The organism is Sphingopyxis sp. EG6 (genome assembly GCF_003609815.1).
GTDB lineage: Bacteria > Pseudomonadota > Alphaproteobacteria > Sphingomonadales > Sphingomonadaceae > Sphingopyxis.
Genome location: NZ_AP017603.1, coordinates 3,614,066 through 3,629,142, shown reverse-complemented (window position 1 = coordinate 3,629,142; position 15,077 = coordinate 3,614,066). Strand labels below are relative to the sequence as shown.

Here is a 15,077-nt window from a genome sequence, read left to right as displayed (position 1 = left end):
ATAGCTATAGGGAGCGATGTCCGATGAACCTGCGTCACCTCGAAGCCTTCAGGGCCGTGATGCTCTCGGGATCGGTCACCCAGGCCGCGCAGTCGCTCAACCTGTCGCAACCCGCGGTGAGCAAGATGCTTGCCGAGCTCGAGCATCAGCTGGGCTTTCAGCTCTTCCTGCGTTCGCGCGGCAGCGCGCTCACCGTGACGCCCGAAGCCGACGCCTTTTTCTACGAAGTCGAGCGGAGCTTCTCGGGCATTGCGGCCCTGAAGCGGGTAGCGGAAGACATCCGCAACATGGCGACCGGCACGCTCCGGATCGCCGCCCTTCCGGCGCTCGCGGTCAGTTTCCTGCCGCGTGTGATCGCGGCCTTTCGCGAGACACATCCCGGCGTCACCGTTCAGCTCCAGACCCGCAGTTCCTCGACGGTGCGGCAATGGATGGCGAACCAGCAGTTCGACATCGGGCTCGCGACGCCGGCGCGCGAATTGCCCGGCATAAGGATGGAGCGCTTCCTGCGCTGCCCCGGCGCCTGCGTTCTCCCTGCCGGCCACCGCTTGGCCGTCAAGGACGTCATCCGGCCGGCCGATCTCGAGGGCGAGCCCTTCATTTCGCTCGCGCTCGAGGACGGCGTGCGTCACCGCATCGACCGCATTTTCGAGGACGCGGGCGTCCACCGCGAGATGGTCATCGAAACCCAATATGCGATGACCATCTGCGCGCTTGTCATGCAGGGGGTCGGATGTTCGATTCTCAACCCCGTGACCGCAGCGGATTATGCCGAGCGGGGCCTTACGGTCCGTGATTTCGCGCCGGAGGTCCATTTCGAATATATGCTCTTCACGCCGAAGTTGAGGCCGATGTCCCAAGTCGCTGCGGCCTTTATCGCGGTGCTCGAATCCCACCGCGACGCGATGTTCGGCTCCGACGCCAGCTGAAGACACAAGACGCCGCACGGCCCTCACGGCCACCGATCAGAAGGAGGCGGTCGCGCGGACGTACCAGAAGCCCCCGTTGAACCCCGTCGGCGCGAAGCGGAGATATCGGATCCCGTTGTTGATCTGGGATTGCCGCGCCTCGACGTCGGGGTAATTGTCGAAGATATTCTCGCCGCCGACCGCGAGCTTGAGCATGTCGCTAACCTTGTAGGACAGCTCGAGATCGACCAGCAGTTCGGCGCCGCCCGTCTGGTCGGCAGCCGGTGCGGCGCCATAGTCGGTCCATTTGCCATAATAGTTCGCGCGCGCGACGAAGCCGAAGCGCTCGCCCGCATAAGTGAAGGACGCATTGCCCTTCCACTTCGGAACGAAGCCCTCGAGTTCGAGCAGCCGCTCGCGGTCCGCAGTGATCACCGGCGAGGCCTTGATGACATCGGTTTTGGTATAGTTGCCGTTGAGGCCGAGCGTGGCCTTGCCGTCGCCGAGGTCGAAGCCCACGGTGAGCACCGCATCGACGCCCTGGGTGCGGCTGTCGAAGGAATTGGTGAAGAAGCTCACCTGCTGGAAGGAATCCCCACCGGGAATGCCAAGCGCCGCGAGCTGCGCACGCTGCGCCGGGGTGAGATTGAAATTGCCCGATACGGCGATCCGGTCTTCGACCTTGATGTTGAAATAGTCGAGCGTGAAGGTGATGCGATTGGAGGGCTTCACCACGATGCCGCCGGCGACGTTGAACGAATTCTCGGGCCGAAGCGGCGTCGCGCCGAAGAATTGCGCCACCGGATTGTTGGGCGCGATAATGCCTGCGGTCAGCGGCGCCCCGGTTATCGAGTCGATGTTGGTCTGGACCTGCGAGGCGTTCGACTGGCCCGGCGTCGGCGCCCGAAAGCCGGTGTTGACCGATCCGCGCACCGCGAAGACGTCCGAGAAATCATATCGCCCGTTGATCTTCCAGGTGAATTTCGAGCCGAAGTCCGAGTAATTCTCGTAGCGGCCGGCAAGGCCGAACTGGAGCGCGTCGGTGAGATTGCCTTCGAGCGACGTATAGGCGGCCCAGTTGCTGCGCGCGAACTCGCCCGCCTGGATGGGACTGAAGCCCGGGAAGCCGTTCGAGCCGACCGGCAGTCCGACGCGGTTTCCGGTATCGGGATCGATGACCGACGCGAAAGGACCAACCTGCCATGATGCGATGTCGCCGGCCGTGATCTCATATGTCTCGCGCCGATACTCGAGACCGCCTGCAAGCGTCAGCGGATCGGAGGTGCCGATCGCGATGGGGTAAGTGAGATCGAGATTGAAAGCGAGTTCGCGCTGCTCGAGCTGCCCCGGCTTGAAGGAGGTCGGCGACGCGAGGCCAAGCGACGGATTGACCGTATTTTCGATCCGGTAGGAAGCATGGTTCTGACCATAGGAAGCGCTGAGGTCATAGGTCAGGCCCGAGGAGAATTCGCCCTTGAGGCCGGCCGCCAGCGCCGCATCGGTCACCGTGGCACCGAAATCCGGGGTGAAACCGCCGGGAAAGAGCTGGCGGAAGCTGAACCGCTGTCCTCCGGGCGTATTGGTGAGCGGAATCGAGGTGGAAATGAAGCTGGCATCGGGGTTGCGGTAAAAGAAGGCCGTCGTGCCGCGGCTCCAGCTATAGTTGCCGAAGGTGTAGAATTCCATCTCGTCCGACAGTTCGATGCCGGCATTGACGAAGATGCGCGCCGCCTCGGATTCGGGATTTCCCCAGCGCTGCGCCGGGACCGGGACATCCTGAACGCCGGCATCGATGAGCGCCTGCGCGTCGGGACGCTGAATGCCGCGCGACGTCGTGCTGGCGTTCACATATTCGCCGCTGATGTTGACGAAACCGGCGTCGGTGAAGGGAAGCCCGACATTGCCCTGGACGAGGAAATCCTCGCCGTCGCCCTTATAGAATTGGCCATAGCGGGCGATCAGCAATCCGCCTTCGCGGTCGCGGCGCAGACCGAAATTGAGGACGCCGGCGATCGCATCCGATCCATAGAGCGCCGACGCGCCGTCACGCAGAACCTCGAGCTGGCCGATCGCGATCGACGGGATCGCCGAAAGATCGGGTCCCTGCGATCCCCGGATATAGGGAACATTGGTGAACTGGACCGTCGCGCCGCGATGGCGCCGCTTGCCATTCACGAGCACCAGCGTCTGGTCCGGCGGCAGGCCGCGCAGCGAGAAAGGCCGGGTAAAAACGGCGCCGTCGTTGCTGACGAGGCGCTGGACATTGAGCGACGGGACCTCGGTGCGCAGGAGATCATTCATGTCGGCCGTGCCCTTTTCGAGCAGTTCGGCACCGGTGATGATGTCGATCGGCTGAGCGGAATCGGCCGCCTTGAGATCGTTCCGCCGCGTACCCGTCACGACGATTTCGCCCTGCGACGCGCCTGGCCCCGGCGCCTCTTTGGCGTTATCCTGCGCGAAGGCGGCGGCGGCCGACATGCCTGCCAGGACGGCGATAATCGAGCCACTCGTGCGAAGCAATTTTCTCATGGTCCCCTCCCATTTGCGAAAGCTCTCGGCTTCGCCACCGAGCTATCTTCGCGGCCTTGGCATGACCAGAAATAATCACCACTCATCGCTATAAACGAGATGGTTATTCCATATGGTTATATCTCTCGCTGCGGCATCGAGCAGCGCCCGACCGCGCGGCATGCCGGGCGCGGCGATGCCGGACACTTCGCGCAGCTTGTCCTCGACCGCCCGGGCGACATGCCGCGTCGGCACATGCTCCTTATTTTTTGTCCATATCGTGCCCGGCATGAGGATCGGGTTCGGGTTCGACAGGTTTCGGCGCTTCCGGCGCGGCCTTTGCCCGCGGCGGCACAGCGGCCTTCGCGGCGGGTTCTTGCTTGGGGCGGGATTTCTCCGGAGGCATCGCTTCTTCGGTCGGCGCCGCCGGGGCAGACGCGGCGGGCGGCTCGTCCGCTACGGGCATGGTCTCGACCATTGCGGGCGGCTCACCGGCAGTGACCTCACTCTGTTCCGGTGTGACGTCGCTCTGCTGCGCGGGCTCAGTGCCGCATCCTGCCAGAGCAAATATCAGCGCGGCGGCGCTCGCTAGGGGAATGAATCTCGTCATATCTGTCTCCTCTTCGTGTCGGCAGGTCATGCGCGGAATTCAGAAACCTTGCCGTCGCTGCCGAATGCCATCACTTCGAATGCGTCCGCGCTTCCGTCCGGCATTTCCATTCCCGGAGAACCGCGCGGCATGCCGGGCACGGCGATTCCGCGAATGTCGCGTGGCTTGTCGTGGAGGAGTCTCGCAACATGCCGCATCGGCACATGACCCTCGATCGCATAGCCGCCGATCACGGCCGTGTGGCACGACGCCAGCTGGCCAGGCACACCATATCGCGTCTTTACGGCGGCCATGTCAGCGCGGTTCTCGACAGTCACATCATAACCGGCCTTGCGTGCGATATCCGCCCAAGCTTCGCAGCAGCCGCATTCGGGATCGCGATAAACGAGCATTCGCTTGGGGCTGGACGTCTCGGCGCCCGGCGCGGGCGCCGCGCCATTCTTATCGCTGGTCGCCGCCGGGCCCGAGGCAGAATTGCATGCCGCAAGCGCCATCCCCGATCCGACCGCAATCAGGCCGAAAAGATGACGGCGCGTCATCAGATTTTTCATGTCATTTCCTCGCGAGAATGGATTTCATCTGTTCGATTTCGGCCGCCTGCCCCGCGATGATGCCGCGGCAGAGTTCGCGTATCTCGGCATCTTTGAGAGAAGCCTGTTCACACATGAGGATCGCGCCCGAGTGATGCGGGATCATCGAACGCAAGAAGGCCGTGTCGCCGATCGTCGTCTGTGTCCGGATGAGCCCGAAGCTCCCGAAGAAGGCAACTGCCGATCCCAGCAGCAGGAACGTATTGAGACGTTTCGACGGGAACATGCCCGGCATTGCGACGATCATCAGCACGACCATCGGCGAGACCATCATCAGCGTCATGTAGAGCATGTTGAGATTATTGTAGAAGCTCGAGAGGCGGTCGATCATGACGAACATCACCAGATACATGATGACGCCGCTGACGATCGTCTGCAGCGCGAGGCTGCGATAGGCTGGTTTCACGGCATTTCTCCTCGACGTGTCGCCACCCCGCGAAACTTCTAGAACCAGGCCCGCACCCCCATCACGAAGCTGACGCCGCTCGCATCCTCGCCCGCGGCGCGGGCAAAACGCGCGGTATCGCCGACCTTGCGCGCCCATTCGACGCCGACATAAGGCGCGAATTCCTTCACGACCTCGTAACGCAGGCGAAGCCCGAGCTCGAAATCCGAAAGCCCCGAACCAACGCCGGTCTCGGGGACATCCTGGAGCGCAAAATTGACCTCCGCCATCGGCTGGAGGATCAGTTTCTGGGTGATGCGCTGGTCGTAATAGCCTTCGAGCCGGGCGAGCAGATCACCCTTGTTCGAAAGAAACAGCGCGCCCTCGACTTCGAACCAATAGGGGGCGAGCCCCTCGAAGCCGATCGTCGCATAGGTGCGGTCGGGGCCGGGCCCAAGATCCTGCCTGATACCCGCCTGCGCGTTGAAATAGGGTCCGATCGCCCGGCTGTAGAGCGCCTGTACCTCGGCGCTCTCGATGCCTTCGCCGAACACGCCCTCGCCTTCGCTCTTGATCGTCAGCCGGTTAATGTCGCCGCCGTACCAAGCCTCACCGTCCCAGCGGAACCCGTCGCGGCCCTTGCGCGCCTGATATTCGGCAAGGTTGAAGCTGATGAAAGCGATGGTCTGCGCACCATTCTCTTTCATCATGTCGTGGCGCGAATGCTCCATTTCGGCTTGGGGATAAATGCGATCGGCATACCAGTCGCCGGGAGGCGCAGGCGCGGTAGCATCGCCCGGCGGCAAATCGGTGCCGCTAGCGCTGCTCGTGGTCGCCATGCCTTCCATTCCCGCCATCGCGTCCGCAGATCCGCCCTTCGGGGTGCAATGGCCCATTTTGGCATGTTCGGGCGGGCAATCGGGATCGGACGGCTGCGGTGCGCCATGATCCATCGCACCCATGTCCGAAGCGCCCTTGCCTGGAGCTTCCGCCTCAGGCGTACAATGACCCATCGCCGCATGTTCGGGCGGGCAGCTTGAAGCCTCGGGTTCCATGTCCATGCCCTGCATGTTCCCATGGTCCATCTGCTCCATCGACCCTTCGGCGGGCGCTTCGGGCGCGGACTGCGCTACGGGTGCTGGCGTTGGCGAGGGAGCGGGTGTCGGCGCGGGCGCCGCACCATGCATCGAATGATCCATCGACTGCGCCGCGGCGGGCACAGCAAAGGCCAGCGGGGCGATACCCGCGAGGAGAAGCGCGACCCGGGTCATTCGCCGTCTCCCTTCGGACGGACGCTGACGACGCGCATCATCCCCGCGTGCATGTGATAGAGAAGGTGGCAATGGAACGCCCAGTCGCCGAGCGCGTCGGCGGTGAAATCGAAGCTCGCGATGCCGCCCGGCTGGACAAGCACCGTATGCTTGCGCGGCGACCGGTCGCCCTTGCCCGTCACCAGTTCGAAAAAATGGCCGTGGAGGTGGATGGGGTGGCTCATCATCGAATCGTTGATGAGGTTGATCCGCACGCGCTCTCCCTCGATGAAGGGGATGGGCTCGTGATAGTCGGACATCTTGATGCCGTCGAACGACCACATGAAGCGTTCCATATTGCCGGTCAGATGGATGTCGAGCGAGCGCGAGGCGGCGCGGGTATCGGGGTTGCGCTCGAGCGCGACAAGGTCATGGTAGGTCAGCACCTTGTGCCCGACATTCTCCAGTCCCTGCCCCGGCTCGCCCATGCGATCCATCGGCATCGGCGAGATCGTCTGAACGCTGGGATCGCGCTTGACCTGCGGCGCGACACTGAAGTCGCGCATGCTGTGCTGCATGCCTCCGCCAGATCCATGATCCATGCCCGCCATCGCGCCGCTTTCCCCCGCTGGCGTACAATGGCCCATCTTGGCATGTTCGGGAGGACAAGAAGGGTCGCTCGCCGGCATGGGCATGGCGCCCATATCGCCGCCCGAATGGTCCATACCCGCCATCGCGCCGCCCGACATGTCGCCCATGCCCATGTCCTTCATGGTCGCGAGCGGCCGTTCGCGGAGCGGCGGCACCTCGGCGACCATGCCAGCGCGCGGTGCGAGCGTCGCGCGTCCCATGCCCGAGCGGTCATTGGCCTCGGCAACGAGCGTATAAGCACGGTCCTCGACCGGGGTCACGATGACGTCATAGGTTTCGGCGACCGCGATCTGGAACTCGTCGATTTCGGTCGGCACGACATTGAGCCCATCAGCCTGGACGACGGTCATCCTGAGGCCCGGGATACGGACGTTGAAGATCGTCATCGCCGACGCATTGACGATGCGCAGGCGTACCCGCTCGCCGGGGCTGAAGAGCGCGGTCCAGTTGTCGCGCGGACCATGGCCGTTGACGAGGAAGGTGTAGGTCGAACCATTGACGTCGGCGACGTCGGTCGGGTCCATCCGCATCTTGCCCCAATCGATCCGCTCCTTGAGCGGTTGATCCTTGCCGGCAAGCAGGCCCGCCAGCGTCTGGCGCTGCATGTTGAAATGGCCGGGATTGACCTTGAGCTTGCGGAAGATCGCCTCGGGCGACAATTGACTGTGGTCGGACAGGACGACGACATGCTCGCGGTCGTAGCCGATCGGGTCGGCGCCCGCGGGATCGATGACGATCGGGCCATAATGGCCGAGCTGTTCCTGAAGCCCCGAATGGCTGTGATACCAATAGGTCCCCGATTGAACGACCGGGAATTCATAGACAAACTTCGAGCGCGGCTTGATCCCGGGGAAGCTGACGCCGGGCACGCCGTCCATCTGGAACGGCAGGATCAGGCCGTGCCAGTGAATCGAGCTGTCCTCGTCGAGATCGTTGACGACGGTGAGGCGCGCGTTTTGTCCCTCCTTCAGCCGGACGAGCGGCGCGGGCACGGTGCCGTTGATCCCGATCGCGCGACTGACCTTGCCGTCGATGCGCATCGTCTGGCGCGCGATGCGCAGCGTTATGTCATTGCCGGATACGGTCGGAAGCGGCGCGGTGATGCCGGACGACACCGGCTGGGCCCAGGCCGGGAACCATGCGGCCATCGCCGCAGCAGCCCCTCCACCCAAAGCTCCACTGACGAACCGACGCCTTTCCATCTGCATATTCTTTCCGACCGTTACTGACTGTTCCTAAAGCTATACGCAGGCGGCACGCCTGCCCCTCAATAAAAATGCCGGACGATGAGGAGATGCCGCCTGAACGAGCGGTCGAACCCTCAACCCTCGGCGCTCGCAGATGTTCCCGCGAGCAATTCCCGGAGCCTGGTCCGCGCTCGATAGAGGCGCGTTTCGACTGTTTTCTCGCTGACCCGCAAAATGACCGCTGTTTCGGCCTGGCTGACCTCGTCGACACCGCGGAGGAGCAACACTTCGCGCAAATTCTGCGGCAGCTGATCGATCGCCCCGCGAACCCTGGCGAGCTCTCGCCTGTCGGTCGCCGCGGAATCGGGCCCAGGACCATCGCTTGCTACGTGATGCGCATTTTCGAGCGGGAGCGCGCGGGAGAAAAAGGCGCGCACCTTTCGCCGTCGTGCCCAGTCGCGACATTTGTTGAGCGCGATACGGGCGATCCATGTGCGGAAGGGGCGTTCGCCATCATAGCGATCGAGCGCCGAAAAGCCGGAGACGAACGTCTCCTGCGTCAAATCCATCGCCTCGTCGGCATCGCCGATCTGCTTTACGATGAGCCGGTAGACGCCCGTTTTGTAACGGCGCAGCAACTCGCGATAGGCGTCTTCGCGGTGCGCGCGCGCAAAGGCCGCCAGATCCTGGTCGCTACATTGCGATAGGTCGGCGCTCACCGCGCATCGGCGGTCAGCGCCTTGACCACGCTTTTGTCGAACATTTCCGCTTGATCGGGGTTGAGAACCCCGCGCATCGCGAAGAGATGCTGGAGCGTTTCCTTCTGCAATGTCCCCATCACCTCATGCGTCTCGTCGATCGCCTCGGTGACGCGCGGTCCATAGCCATGCTCGGCTTCGATCGCCTGCGCGAGCCGGACATTGGCGGCGCGCATCTCGAGTTCGAGCGCCTGGCGGCGACCGGCGAAGTCGGCTTCGATCCGCTCGAGTTTCTTTTCCTGCTCCGGGGTCAGGTCGAGTTGGCCGTGGAGAAGCGCATGAAGTTCGGTTTCGCTGGCTTTGGGCGCATCGGCTACCAGACGGCCGATGAACACGCCGGCAATCGCCGCGGCGAAGGCAATGAGCCCCAAGAGAAGAAGACGGCGCGACGGCATCGCTACTGTACATCCAGCAAGGTGGAAGGCACCAATGCGCTAGGCGGGCCGAATGGGGTCAGGGGGCTTGCCGCGACCGCCGGCTGGGAAATCGCACTCCCCGCAAAGACACCGCCGCCGAGCGAGACAAAGGCCGCGAGCGCCATCAGGCGGCGCATCGCTACCGCTTCGCGCCGGCGGATCGCCAATGCGCCCATGATGCGATCATCGAGCGCATCGAGCGCTGCGGGCAGATCGATCCTGTTCAAAATGCGAAGCTCCTTATCCATCGATCGTCTCTTCAAACCTTTCCATCATTGTACATACGCGCCGAAGCGCCTCACCCCTCACACCAGAATATTATTCCGGAATATTTGAGGGCCATGCCGATATCCTGCGTATTAGCAGGACAGACACGCATTTGGAGGTGTTCATGTTCAAGTCTCTTCTCCCCTCTGCAGCGGCGGCTTTCGCTCTGCTTCTCATGCCGGCCACGGCAAGCGCGCACACCAAGCTCGTCAGCTCGACGCCCGCCGCCAATTCGACCGTTTCGAAGGTCACGTCGGTCAATCTTCAGTTCAACGAAAAGATCGTCGCCTCGACCCTCAAGACCGAGCTGGTCATGACCGGCATGCCCGGCATGGCCAATCATGCCCCGATGAAGGTGCCTTACTCGTCGATGATGGGCAAAGAGGGCAAGTCGGCGATGCTGATGCTCAAGCGGCCGCTGACAGCCGGAACCTACAAGGTCACATGGTCGGCGGCGGGCGCTGATACCCACCGCATGGGCAGCGAATTCAGCTTCACCGTAAAGTAAAAGACGGTGGGGGACCCCGTTCTGATCGGCATCAGGTTCGCACTTTATGCGGACCTGATGCTCATCGCCGGCCTTGCTGCGTTCCCGCTTTTTGCGCTGACACGGAGCGAACGCCTTGCGCCGCAGTCGATGATGGCCTCGATCTGGCGCGCAGAGCGATGGCTCTGCGCCGCCGGACTGCTTCTCTCCATCTTGGGGATGGGCGTGCTCGCGGCTTCGATGCAGGGTGTGGGGCTCCTCTCCCTGGAACTCCAGCCTTTTTGGGACCTTGTTCGCGAGACCGAGGTCGGCACAGCCTGGGTCTACCGGAGCGCAGCGCTGCTGCTCGCGCTGGGAGTCGCGATCTGGATGGTCCGCTGGCCGACAACTTCGGCCGCCGTACTCGCGGCCGCGGGCTCGGTGGCCGTCGCGAGTCTGGTCTGGTCCGGCCACGCCGGCGCGACCGAAGGCGCCGCAGGCACCGTGCACCGGATCAGCGACATCTTGCACCTGATTGCAGCGGCGGTCTGGATCGGCGCGATCGGCGCCTTCCTGATCCTGATCTCACCACGTCGTGTCCGCGAATGGCCGGGCGGACTCCAAATTGCGGCGCGGAGCCTCGATCAATTCTCGCGCGTCGGTACGATCTGCGTCCTCGTCATCGCCGCCACCGGCCTCGTCAACAGCCAGATGATCGTCGGCGCCGAGAATCTCGGCCGTTCCCTCGGCTCGCCCTATGGACAATTGCTTCTCGCCAAGCTTGCGCTGTTCGGACTGATGCTGGCGCTCGCGGCGGCGAACCGCTGGCGGCTGACCCCGGCGCTCGCGGCCGCCGTCCCGGGGACCGATACCGACAATGTCGACGCCGACCCCGACCTCGCGATTGCAGCCATGCGCAGAAGCCTCATCATCGAAGCGTCGGCCGCGCTCGCCATACTCGCGCTGGTTGCCTGGTTCGGTACGCTCGAACCCTTCGTCACCGCCGATCCGGTTTGACCCCAAGCACCGCCTCTTGGTCGGGTTCGATCATGCTCGGGACCGGCTGGGCGCTCATTGACGCGCGCATCGGGAGCAGCCGTCCCCATAACCATGTGGCGCACCAGATCAGCCTCGCCATCGAACGCGACCTCGAAATTTCCGGTGATGCCGACCTGATAGTTCCCGCCGGACACGCCATTGCGATAGCGTCGCATGTCCGGCACCGCCTCGGGCCGCCGGGCGCCCTCGTGCGGTCATTTTATCTCGACCCGCTTTTTCGTGCCGGCACCCGGCTGTCCGCCGGATCGGCGCCTGTCCTGTTGACGCCGATAGAGACAGCCGGACTAGGTGACATCGCAAGCGGCGCGGACGCGAAGCGCTGGGCGTCCGACTATCTCGACCGCTCGCAGGCGCGTCCGGTGGATGCCCGCCTGTCCGAAGTGCTCGCGGCCCCTGACGATTTGTCGACCGCGCGCGCCTTGGCCGACGTCGCCTGCCTTTCGCCCTCGCGCCTCCGCGAAATCGTCAGCCGCGACTTCGGCGTGCCTCCGGCCAAATTGCTGCAATGGCTCCAGCTTCAACGCGCCGTGCGGACGCTGGTCGGCGGCGGAGGTCTTGCCGACGCCGCGGCGGCGGGAGGCTTCGCCGATCAGTCGCACTTCACGCGCCGCTGCGCTCAATGGCTAGGCGTGACGCCTTCGGCCGGCCTTAGTGCCTTCGCGTTCGAAATCGTGCCCTGAGCCGGATGCGCCTCGCACCGCGTCGCCCCGGCGAAACATTCAAGACTGCCGCGCCTGTTTGCCCTTAAGCGTCTCGTCGAGACCGGCGATTGCGGCCGCAATCCGGCGGCAAGCCAAAGCGTCGAAAGGAGACGGCCATGCCCGACCCGAAACCCGTAGCAAGATCCTACACGCCAGCGGCAGGATATCACTTCCTGACGCCCTTTTATGATTTCGGCGTCGCGGTGACAACGCGCGAGCGCGTGTGGCGCGACCGTCTCGTTCGCCATATGGCGCTCGGCGAGGGTGACGTCATTCTCGATATCGGCTCGGGTACGGGAAATCTTGCGCTGGCGATCGCTCGCCATAGCCGGGACGTCCGCTATCTTGGTTTCGACCCCGACGAGGCAGCGACGCGAATTGCCCGAACGAAGACCGCGCAGATTGTTCCACCGCCGGAGTTTCGAGTTGGCTTTTTCGCGGCTTCGGCGATCGATGACTGGCCCCCGCCTGCCAAGATTGCGATCTGCCTCGTCCTTCATCAGGTCGGGCTTGAGGAAAAGGCACGTCTGCTACGCGAGGCCCGGCAGGTGCTCGCGCCGGGCGGCAAACTCTATGTTGCCGACTATGGGGAACAGCGCAGCCGCCTCATGCGGTTGTTGTTCCGCCTCACGATCCAGCAGCTCGACGGCGTCCAGGACACCCAGCCCAACGCCGATGGATTGCTCCCGGTGCTGATGAGAGAGGCAGGCTTTTGCGATGTTCGCGAGCTTGAGACGTTCCGCACGCCAACCGGTGCGATCGGGATCATCGAGGCCCGAAAGCCCGGGACCTGACGGCACGGGGCAAAGAAAATCCAAGGGATAACCGCTCTTCTTGCGTATCGATAGAAGCGGCTCCATTCTGGAACCGCCAGGAACGACGCCAACGGCGAACTCGACCGGTGGCGTTTGGACCGCCCCGCCGCGAGGCGGGCATCCGACACATACGGGAGCGGCGGCGATGCACGATCATCAGGGCGCAGAAAAAGACAGCGGGAGCACGACTGATCCGGTCTGCGGCATGATGGTCGATCCGGCCACCACACCTCATATCGCGACGCATAGCGGCAAGCATCACTATTTCTGCAGCGCAGGCTGCCTCGCCAAATTCGAGGCCGATCCCGATCTTTATGCCGCAAAACGCGAGCCGGCCGCAGCCGATGCACCCGAAGGCGCCATCTGGACCTGCCCGATGCATCCCGAGATCCAGCGCGCCGGCCCCGGAAGCTGCCCGATCTGCGGCATGGCACTCGAGCCCGTCATGCCGACAGCATCGGGCGGCCCCAGCGAAGAATATCGCGATATGCGGCGGCGCTTCTGGATCGGGCTCCTTCTCGCACTCCCGGTGGTTGCGCTCGAAATGGGCGGCCATCTGACAGGCCTCCACCAATATGTCGGCCGCCAGACGAACAACTGGGTCCAGATGCTGCTCGCGACCCCCGTCGTTCTATGGGCGGGCTGGCCCTTCTTCGAGCGCGCCTGGCTCTCGATCCGCAACAAGAGCCTCAACATGTTCACCCTCATTGCGATGGGGACGGGCGTTGCCTGGGGCTACAGCATGATCGCGGCGATTCTCCCGCAAATCTTCCCGGCAGCCTTCCGCGCCGCCGATGGCTCGGTCGCGGTCTATTTCGAGGCCGCCGCGGTCATCACGGTGCTGGTGCTACTCGGGCAGGTGCTCGAACTCAGGGCCCGCGAGACGACGAGCGGCGCGATCCGCGCGCTCCTTGACCTGACACCGAAGCTCGCCCGGCGCGTCCGCAGCGATGGAAGCGACGAGGAGGTAGCGCTCGAGGAAGTCGCGGTCGGCGACATGCTGCGCATCCGTCCGGGCGAAAAAGTCCCCGTCGATGGCATCGTCGTAGAAGGCCGCGGCACGGTCGACGAATCGATGGTCACGGGCGAATCGATGCCGGTGACCAAGGCGGCCGGCGCGGCGCTGATCGGCGGAACGATCAACCAGACGGGCGGCCTGCTCATGCGCAGCGAGAAGGTCGGGCGCGACACGATGCTCGCGCGGATCGTACAAATGGTCGCCGACGCGCAGCGCAGCCGGGCGCCGATCCAGCGTCTCGCCGATACCGTTTCGGGCTGGTTCGTGCCCGGCGTCATCGTCGTCGCCATTGTCGCTTTCGTTGTTTGGTCGCTTCTGGGGCCCGCGCCCGCCATGGCCTATGGCCTTATCGCCGCCGTCTCGGTGCTCATCATCGCCTGTCCCTGCGCGCTCGGCCTCGCGACGCCAATGTCAATCATGGTCGGCGTGGGGCGCGGCGCCGAAGCCGGCGTGCTGATCAAAAATGCCGAGGCGCTTGAGCGGATGGAGAAGGTCGACACGCTCGTCGTCGATAAGACCGGGACGCTGACCGAAGGCAGACCCTCGGTCGTCGCCATCGAAGTCGCCGGCGGCTTCGAGGAGCAGGATCTGCTCCGGATTGCCGCGAGCCTCGAGCGCAGCAGCGAACATCCATTGGCGGCCGCGATCGTCAAGGCCGCCGAGGACCGGGGCCTCGCGCTGGTCGAGCCATCGGGGGTCGACCAGCCGGTCGGCAAGGGTATCGTCGGGGTCGTCGACGACAAGGCGATAGTCCTCGGCAATGCGAGCTTTCTTGAAGAATATGACGTCGATCTGGGCGCGCTCACCGAGGCAGCCGACCGCCTTCGCACAGACGGCGCGACGGCGATTTACATCGCGGTCAATGGCAAGGCGGCCGGGGTCATCGCCATCGCCGACCCCGTCAAGGAAACGACGGGCGACGCGCTCGCTGCGCTGCGCGAAGCCGGAATCAAGGTCATCATGCTCACCGGCGACAATCGCGTCACCGCCGAGGCGATCGCGCGGCGCCTCGGCATCGACGACGTCGAGGCCGATGTCCTCCCCGACCAGAAGAGCGCGGTCGTGCAGCGGCTGCGCGAAGAGGGCCGGATCGTCGCCATGGCCGGCGACGGGGTCAACGACGCCCCCGCGCTCGCCGCCGCCGACGTCGGCATCGCGATGGGCTCGGGAACCGATGTCGCCATCGAAAGCGCGGGTGTGACGCTACTGCGCGGCGACCTTCTGGGCATCGTGCGGGCGCGGCATCTCAGCCATGCGACGATGGCGAACATCCGTCAGAATCTCTTCTTCGCTTTCGCCTATAATGTCGCCGGGATTCCCGTCGCTGCGGGCGTGCTCTATCCGATTTTCGGACTATTGCTCTCGCCGGTCATTGCCGCCGCTGCAATGGCACTCTCGTCCGTCAGCGTCATTGCCAATTCTTTGCGGCTGCGCTTTGCCAGAATCTGATCGAAACCACGGGAGGCACTCGTGAAGTGTCGGCACAAC

Annotated in this window: 15 protein-coding genes; 6 read left to right on the top strand and 9 right to left on the bottom strand. The window is 64.1% G+C overall.

The window, feature by feature from the left end:
• Positions 1-23 precede the first annotated feature (23 nt).
• The gene (locus tag SPYCW_RS17550) at positions 24-929 is read left to right on the top strand and encodes a LysR substrate-binding domain-containing protein (protein ID WP_003046376.1); all 906 of its coding nucleotides are present in this window, start codon (positions 24-26) and stop codon (positions 927-929) included.
• Between the two features lie 36 nt (positions 930-965).
• On the opposite strand, the gene SPYCW_RS17545 is transcribed toward SPYCW_RS17550, so the two are convergent.
• The 9 genes from SPYCW_RS17545 to SPYCW_RS17500 all read right to left on the bottom strand — a co-directional run bounded on the left by SPYCW_RS17545 (position 966) and on the right by SPYCW_RS17500 (position 9,511).
• Complete coding sequence (locus tag SPYCW_RS17545) at positions 966-3,437, bottom strand: TonB-dependent receptor plug domain-containing protein (protein WP_003046379.1); 2,472 nt, start codon at positions 3,435-3,437, stop codon at positions 966-968.
• Between the two features lie 241 nt (positions 3,438-3,678).
• Positions 3,679-4,026, bottom strand: coding sequence for a hypothetical protein (locus SPYCW_RS18855; protein ID WP_003046382.1), 348 nt, complete (start codon positions 4,024-4,026; stop codon positions 3,679-3,681).
• Positions 4,027-4,052: 26 nt separating this feature from the next.
• Positions 4,053-4,577, bottom strand: a complete 525-nt coding sequence (locus SPYCW_RS17530; RefSeq protein WP_003046385.1) for a DUF411 domain-containing protein — start codon at positions 4,575-4,577, stop codon at positions 4,053-4,055.
• Position 4,578: 1 nt separating this feature from the next.
• Complete coding sequence (locus SPYCW_RS17525) at positions 4,579-4,968, bottom strand: DUF305 domain-containing protein (protein WP_223181178.1); 390 nt, start codon at positions 4,966-4,968, stop codon at positions 4,579-4,581.
• A 92-nt stretch (positions 4,969-5,060) separates the two neighbouring features.
• On the bottom strand, positions 5,061-6,272 hold the full coding sequence (locus SPYCW_RS17520) for a copper resistance protein B (RefSeq protein WP_003046391.1): 1,212 nt from the start codon (positions 6,270-6,272) through the stop codon (positions 5,061-5,063).
• A complete protein-coding gene (locus SPYCW_RS17515) occupies positions 6,269-8,104 on the bottom strand; it encodes a copper resistance system multicopper oxidase (protein WP_374046507.1) in 1,836 nt (611 codons plus the stop codon). The genes SPYCW_RS17520 and SPYCW_RS17515 overlap by 4 nt, the downstream gene beginning before the upstream one ends.
• A gap of 119 nt (positions 8,105-8,223) precedes the next feature.
• Positions 8,224-8,808 (bottom strand): RNA polymerase sigma factor, encoded by a 585-nt coding sequence (locus SPYCW_RS17510; RefSeq protein WP_003046398.1) that lies wholly within the window; start codon positions 8,806-8,808, stop codon positions 8,224-8,226.
• Positions 8,805-9,242, bottom strand: a complete 438-nt coding sequence (locus SPYCW_RS17505; RefSeq protein WP_003046401.1) for a periplasmic heavy metal sensor — start codon at positions 9,240-9,242, stop codon at positions 8,805-8,807. Before SPYCW_RS17505 ends, SPYCW_RS17510 begins: the two co-directional genes overlap by 4 nt.
• Positions 9,243-9,244: 2 nt before the next feature.
• Entirely contained in the window at positions 9,245-9,511 is a 267-nt protein-coding gene (locus SPYCW_RS17500; protein WP_003046403.1) for a hypothetical protein, read from the bottom strand.
• A 143-nt stretch (positions 9,512-9,654) separates the two neighbouring features.
• Between SPYCW_RS17500 and copC the strand changes: the two genes are divergently transcribed.
• The 5 genes from copC to SPYCW_RS17475 all read left to right on the top strand — a co-directional run bounded on the left by copC (position 9,655) and on the right by SPYCW_RS17475 (position 15,038).
• Positions 9,655-10,038 carry a copper homeostasis periplasmic binding protein CopC gene (gene copC, locus SPYCW_RS17495; protein WP_011542702.1) on the top strand — a complete coding sequence of 128 codons (384 nt, stop codon included), beginning with the start codon at positions 9,655-9,657 and terminating at the stop codon, positions 10,036-10,038.
• A 6-nt stretch (positions 10,039-10,044) separates the two neighbouring features.
• Positions 10,045-11,013, top strand: a complete 969-nt coding sequence (gene copD / locus SPYCW_RS17490) for a copper homeostasis membrane protein CopD (RefSeq protein ID WP_003046408.1) — start codon at positions 10,045-10,047, stop codon at positions 11,011-11,013.
• Positions 11,014-11,045: 32 nt separating this feature from the next.
• Positions 11,046-11,735, top strand: coding sequence for a helix-turn-helix domain-containing protein (locus SPYCW_RS17485; RefSeq protein ID WP_003046411.1), 690 nt, complete (start codon positions 11,046-11,048; stop codon positions 11,733-11,735).
• Positions 11,736-11,872: 137 nt separating this feature from the next.
• Positions 11,873-12,550 carry a class I SAM-dependent methyltransferase gene (locus tag SPYCW_RS17480; protein WP_003046415.1) on the top strand — a complete coding sequence of 226 codons (678 nt, stop codon included), beginning with the start codon at positions 11,873-11,875 and terminating at the stop codon, positions 12,548-12,550.
• A 166-nt stretch (positions 12,551-12,716) separates the two neighbouring features.
• A complete protein-coding gene (locus tag SPYCW_RS17475; protein WP_120217858.1) occupies positions 12,717-15,038 on the top strand; it encodes a heavy metal translocating P-type ATPase in 2,322 nt (773 codons plus the stop codon).
• The last annotated feature ends 39 nt before the right edge of the window (positions 15,039-15,077 follow it).

Bases quoted from the DNA above. Each gene is read 5' to 3' on its own strand.
- SPYCW_RS17550 (WP_003046376.1), top strand. From the start codon at position 24: ATGAACCTGCGTCACCTCGAAGCCTTCAGGGCCGTGATGCTCTCGGGA.
- SPYCW_RS17545 (WP_003046379.1), bottom strand. From the start codon at position 3,437: ATGAGAAAATTGCTTCGCACGAGTGGCTCGATTATCGCCGTCCTGGCA.
- SPYCW_RS18855 (WP_003046382.1), bottom strand. From the start codon at position 4,026: ATGACGAGATTCATTCCCCTAGCGAGCGCCGCCGCGCTGATATTTGCT.
- SPYCW_RS17530 (WP_003046385.1), bottom strand. From the start codon at position 4,577: ATGAAAAATCTGATGACGCGCCGTCATCTTTTCGGCCTGATTGCGGTC.
- SPYCW_RS17525 (WP_223181178.1), bottom strand. From the start codon at position 4,968: ATGTATCTGGTGATGTTCGTCATGATCGACCGCCTCTCGAGCTTCTAC.
- SPYCW_RS17520 (WP_003046391.1), bottom strand. From the start codon at position 6,272: ATGACCCGGGTCGCGCTTCTCCTCGCGGGTATCGCCCCGCTGGCCTTT.
- SPYCW_RS17515 (WP_374046507.1), bottom strand. From the start codon at position 8,104: ATGGAAAGGCGTCGGTTCGTCAGTGGAGCTTTGGGTGGAGGGGCTGCT.
- SPYCW_RS17505 (WP_003046401.1), bottom strand. From the start codon at position 9,242: ATGCCGTCGCGCCGTCTTCTTCTCTTGGGGCTCATTGCCTTCGCCGCG.
- SPYCW_RS17500 (WP_003046403.1), bottom strand. From the start codon at position 9,511: ATGGATAAGGAGCTTCGCATTTTGAACAGGATCGATCTGCCCGCAGCG.
- copC (WP_011542702.1), top strand. From the start codon at position 9,655: ATGTTCAAGTCTCTTCTCCCCTCTGCAGCGGCGGCTTTCGCTCTGCTT.
- SPYCW_RS17485 (WP_003046411.1), top strand. From the start codon at position 11,046: ATGCTCGGGACCGGCTGGGCGCTCATTGACGCGCGCATCGGGAGCAGC.
- SPYCW_RS17480 (WP_003046415.1), top strand. From the start codon at position 11,873: ATGCCCGACCCGAAACCCGTAGCAAGATCCTACACGCCAGCGGCAGGA.
- SPYCW_RS17475 (WP_120217858.1), top strand. From the start codon at position 12,717: ATGCACGATCATCAGGGCGCAGAAAAAGACAGCGGGAGCACGACTGAT.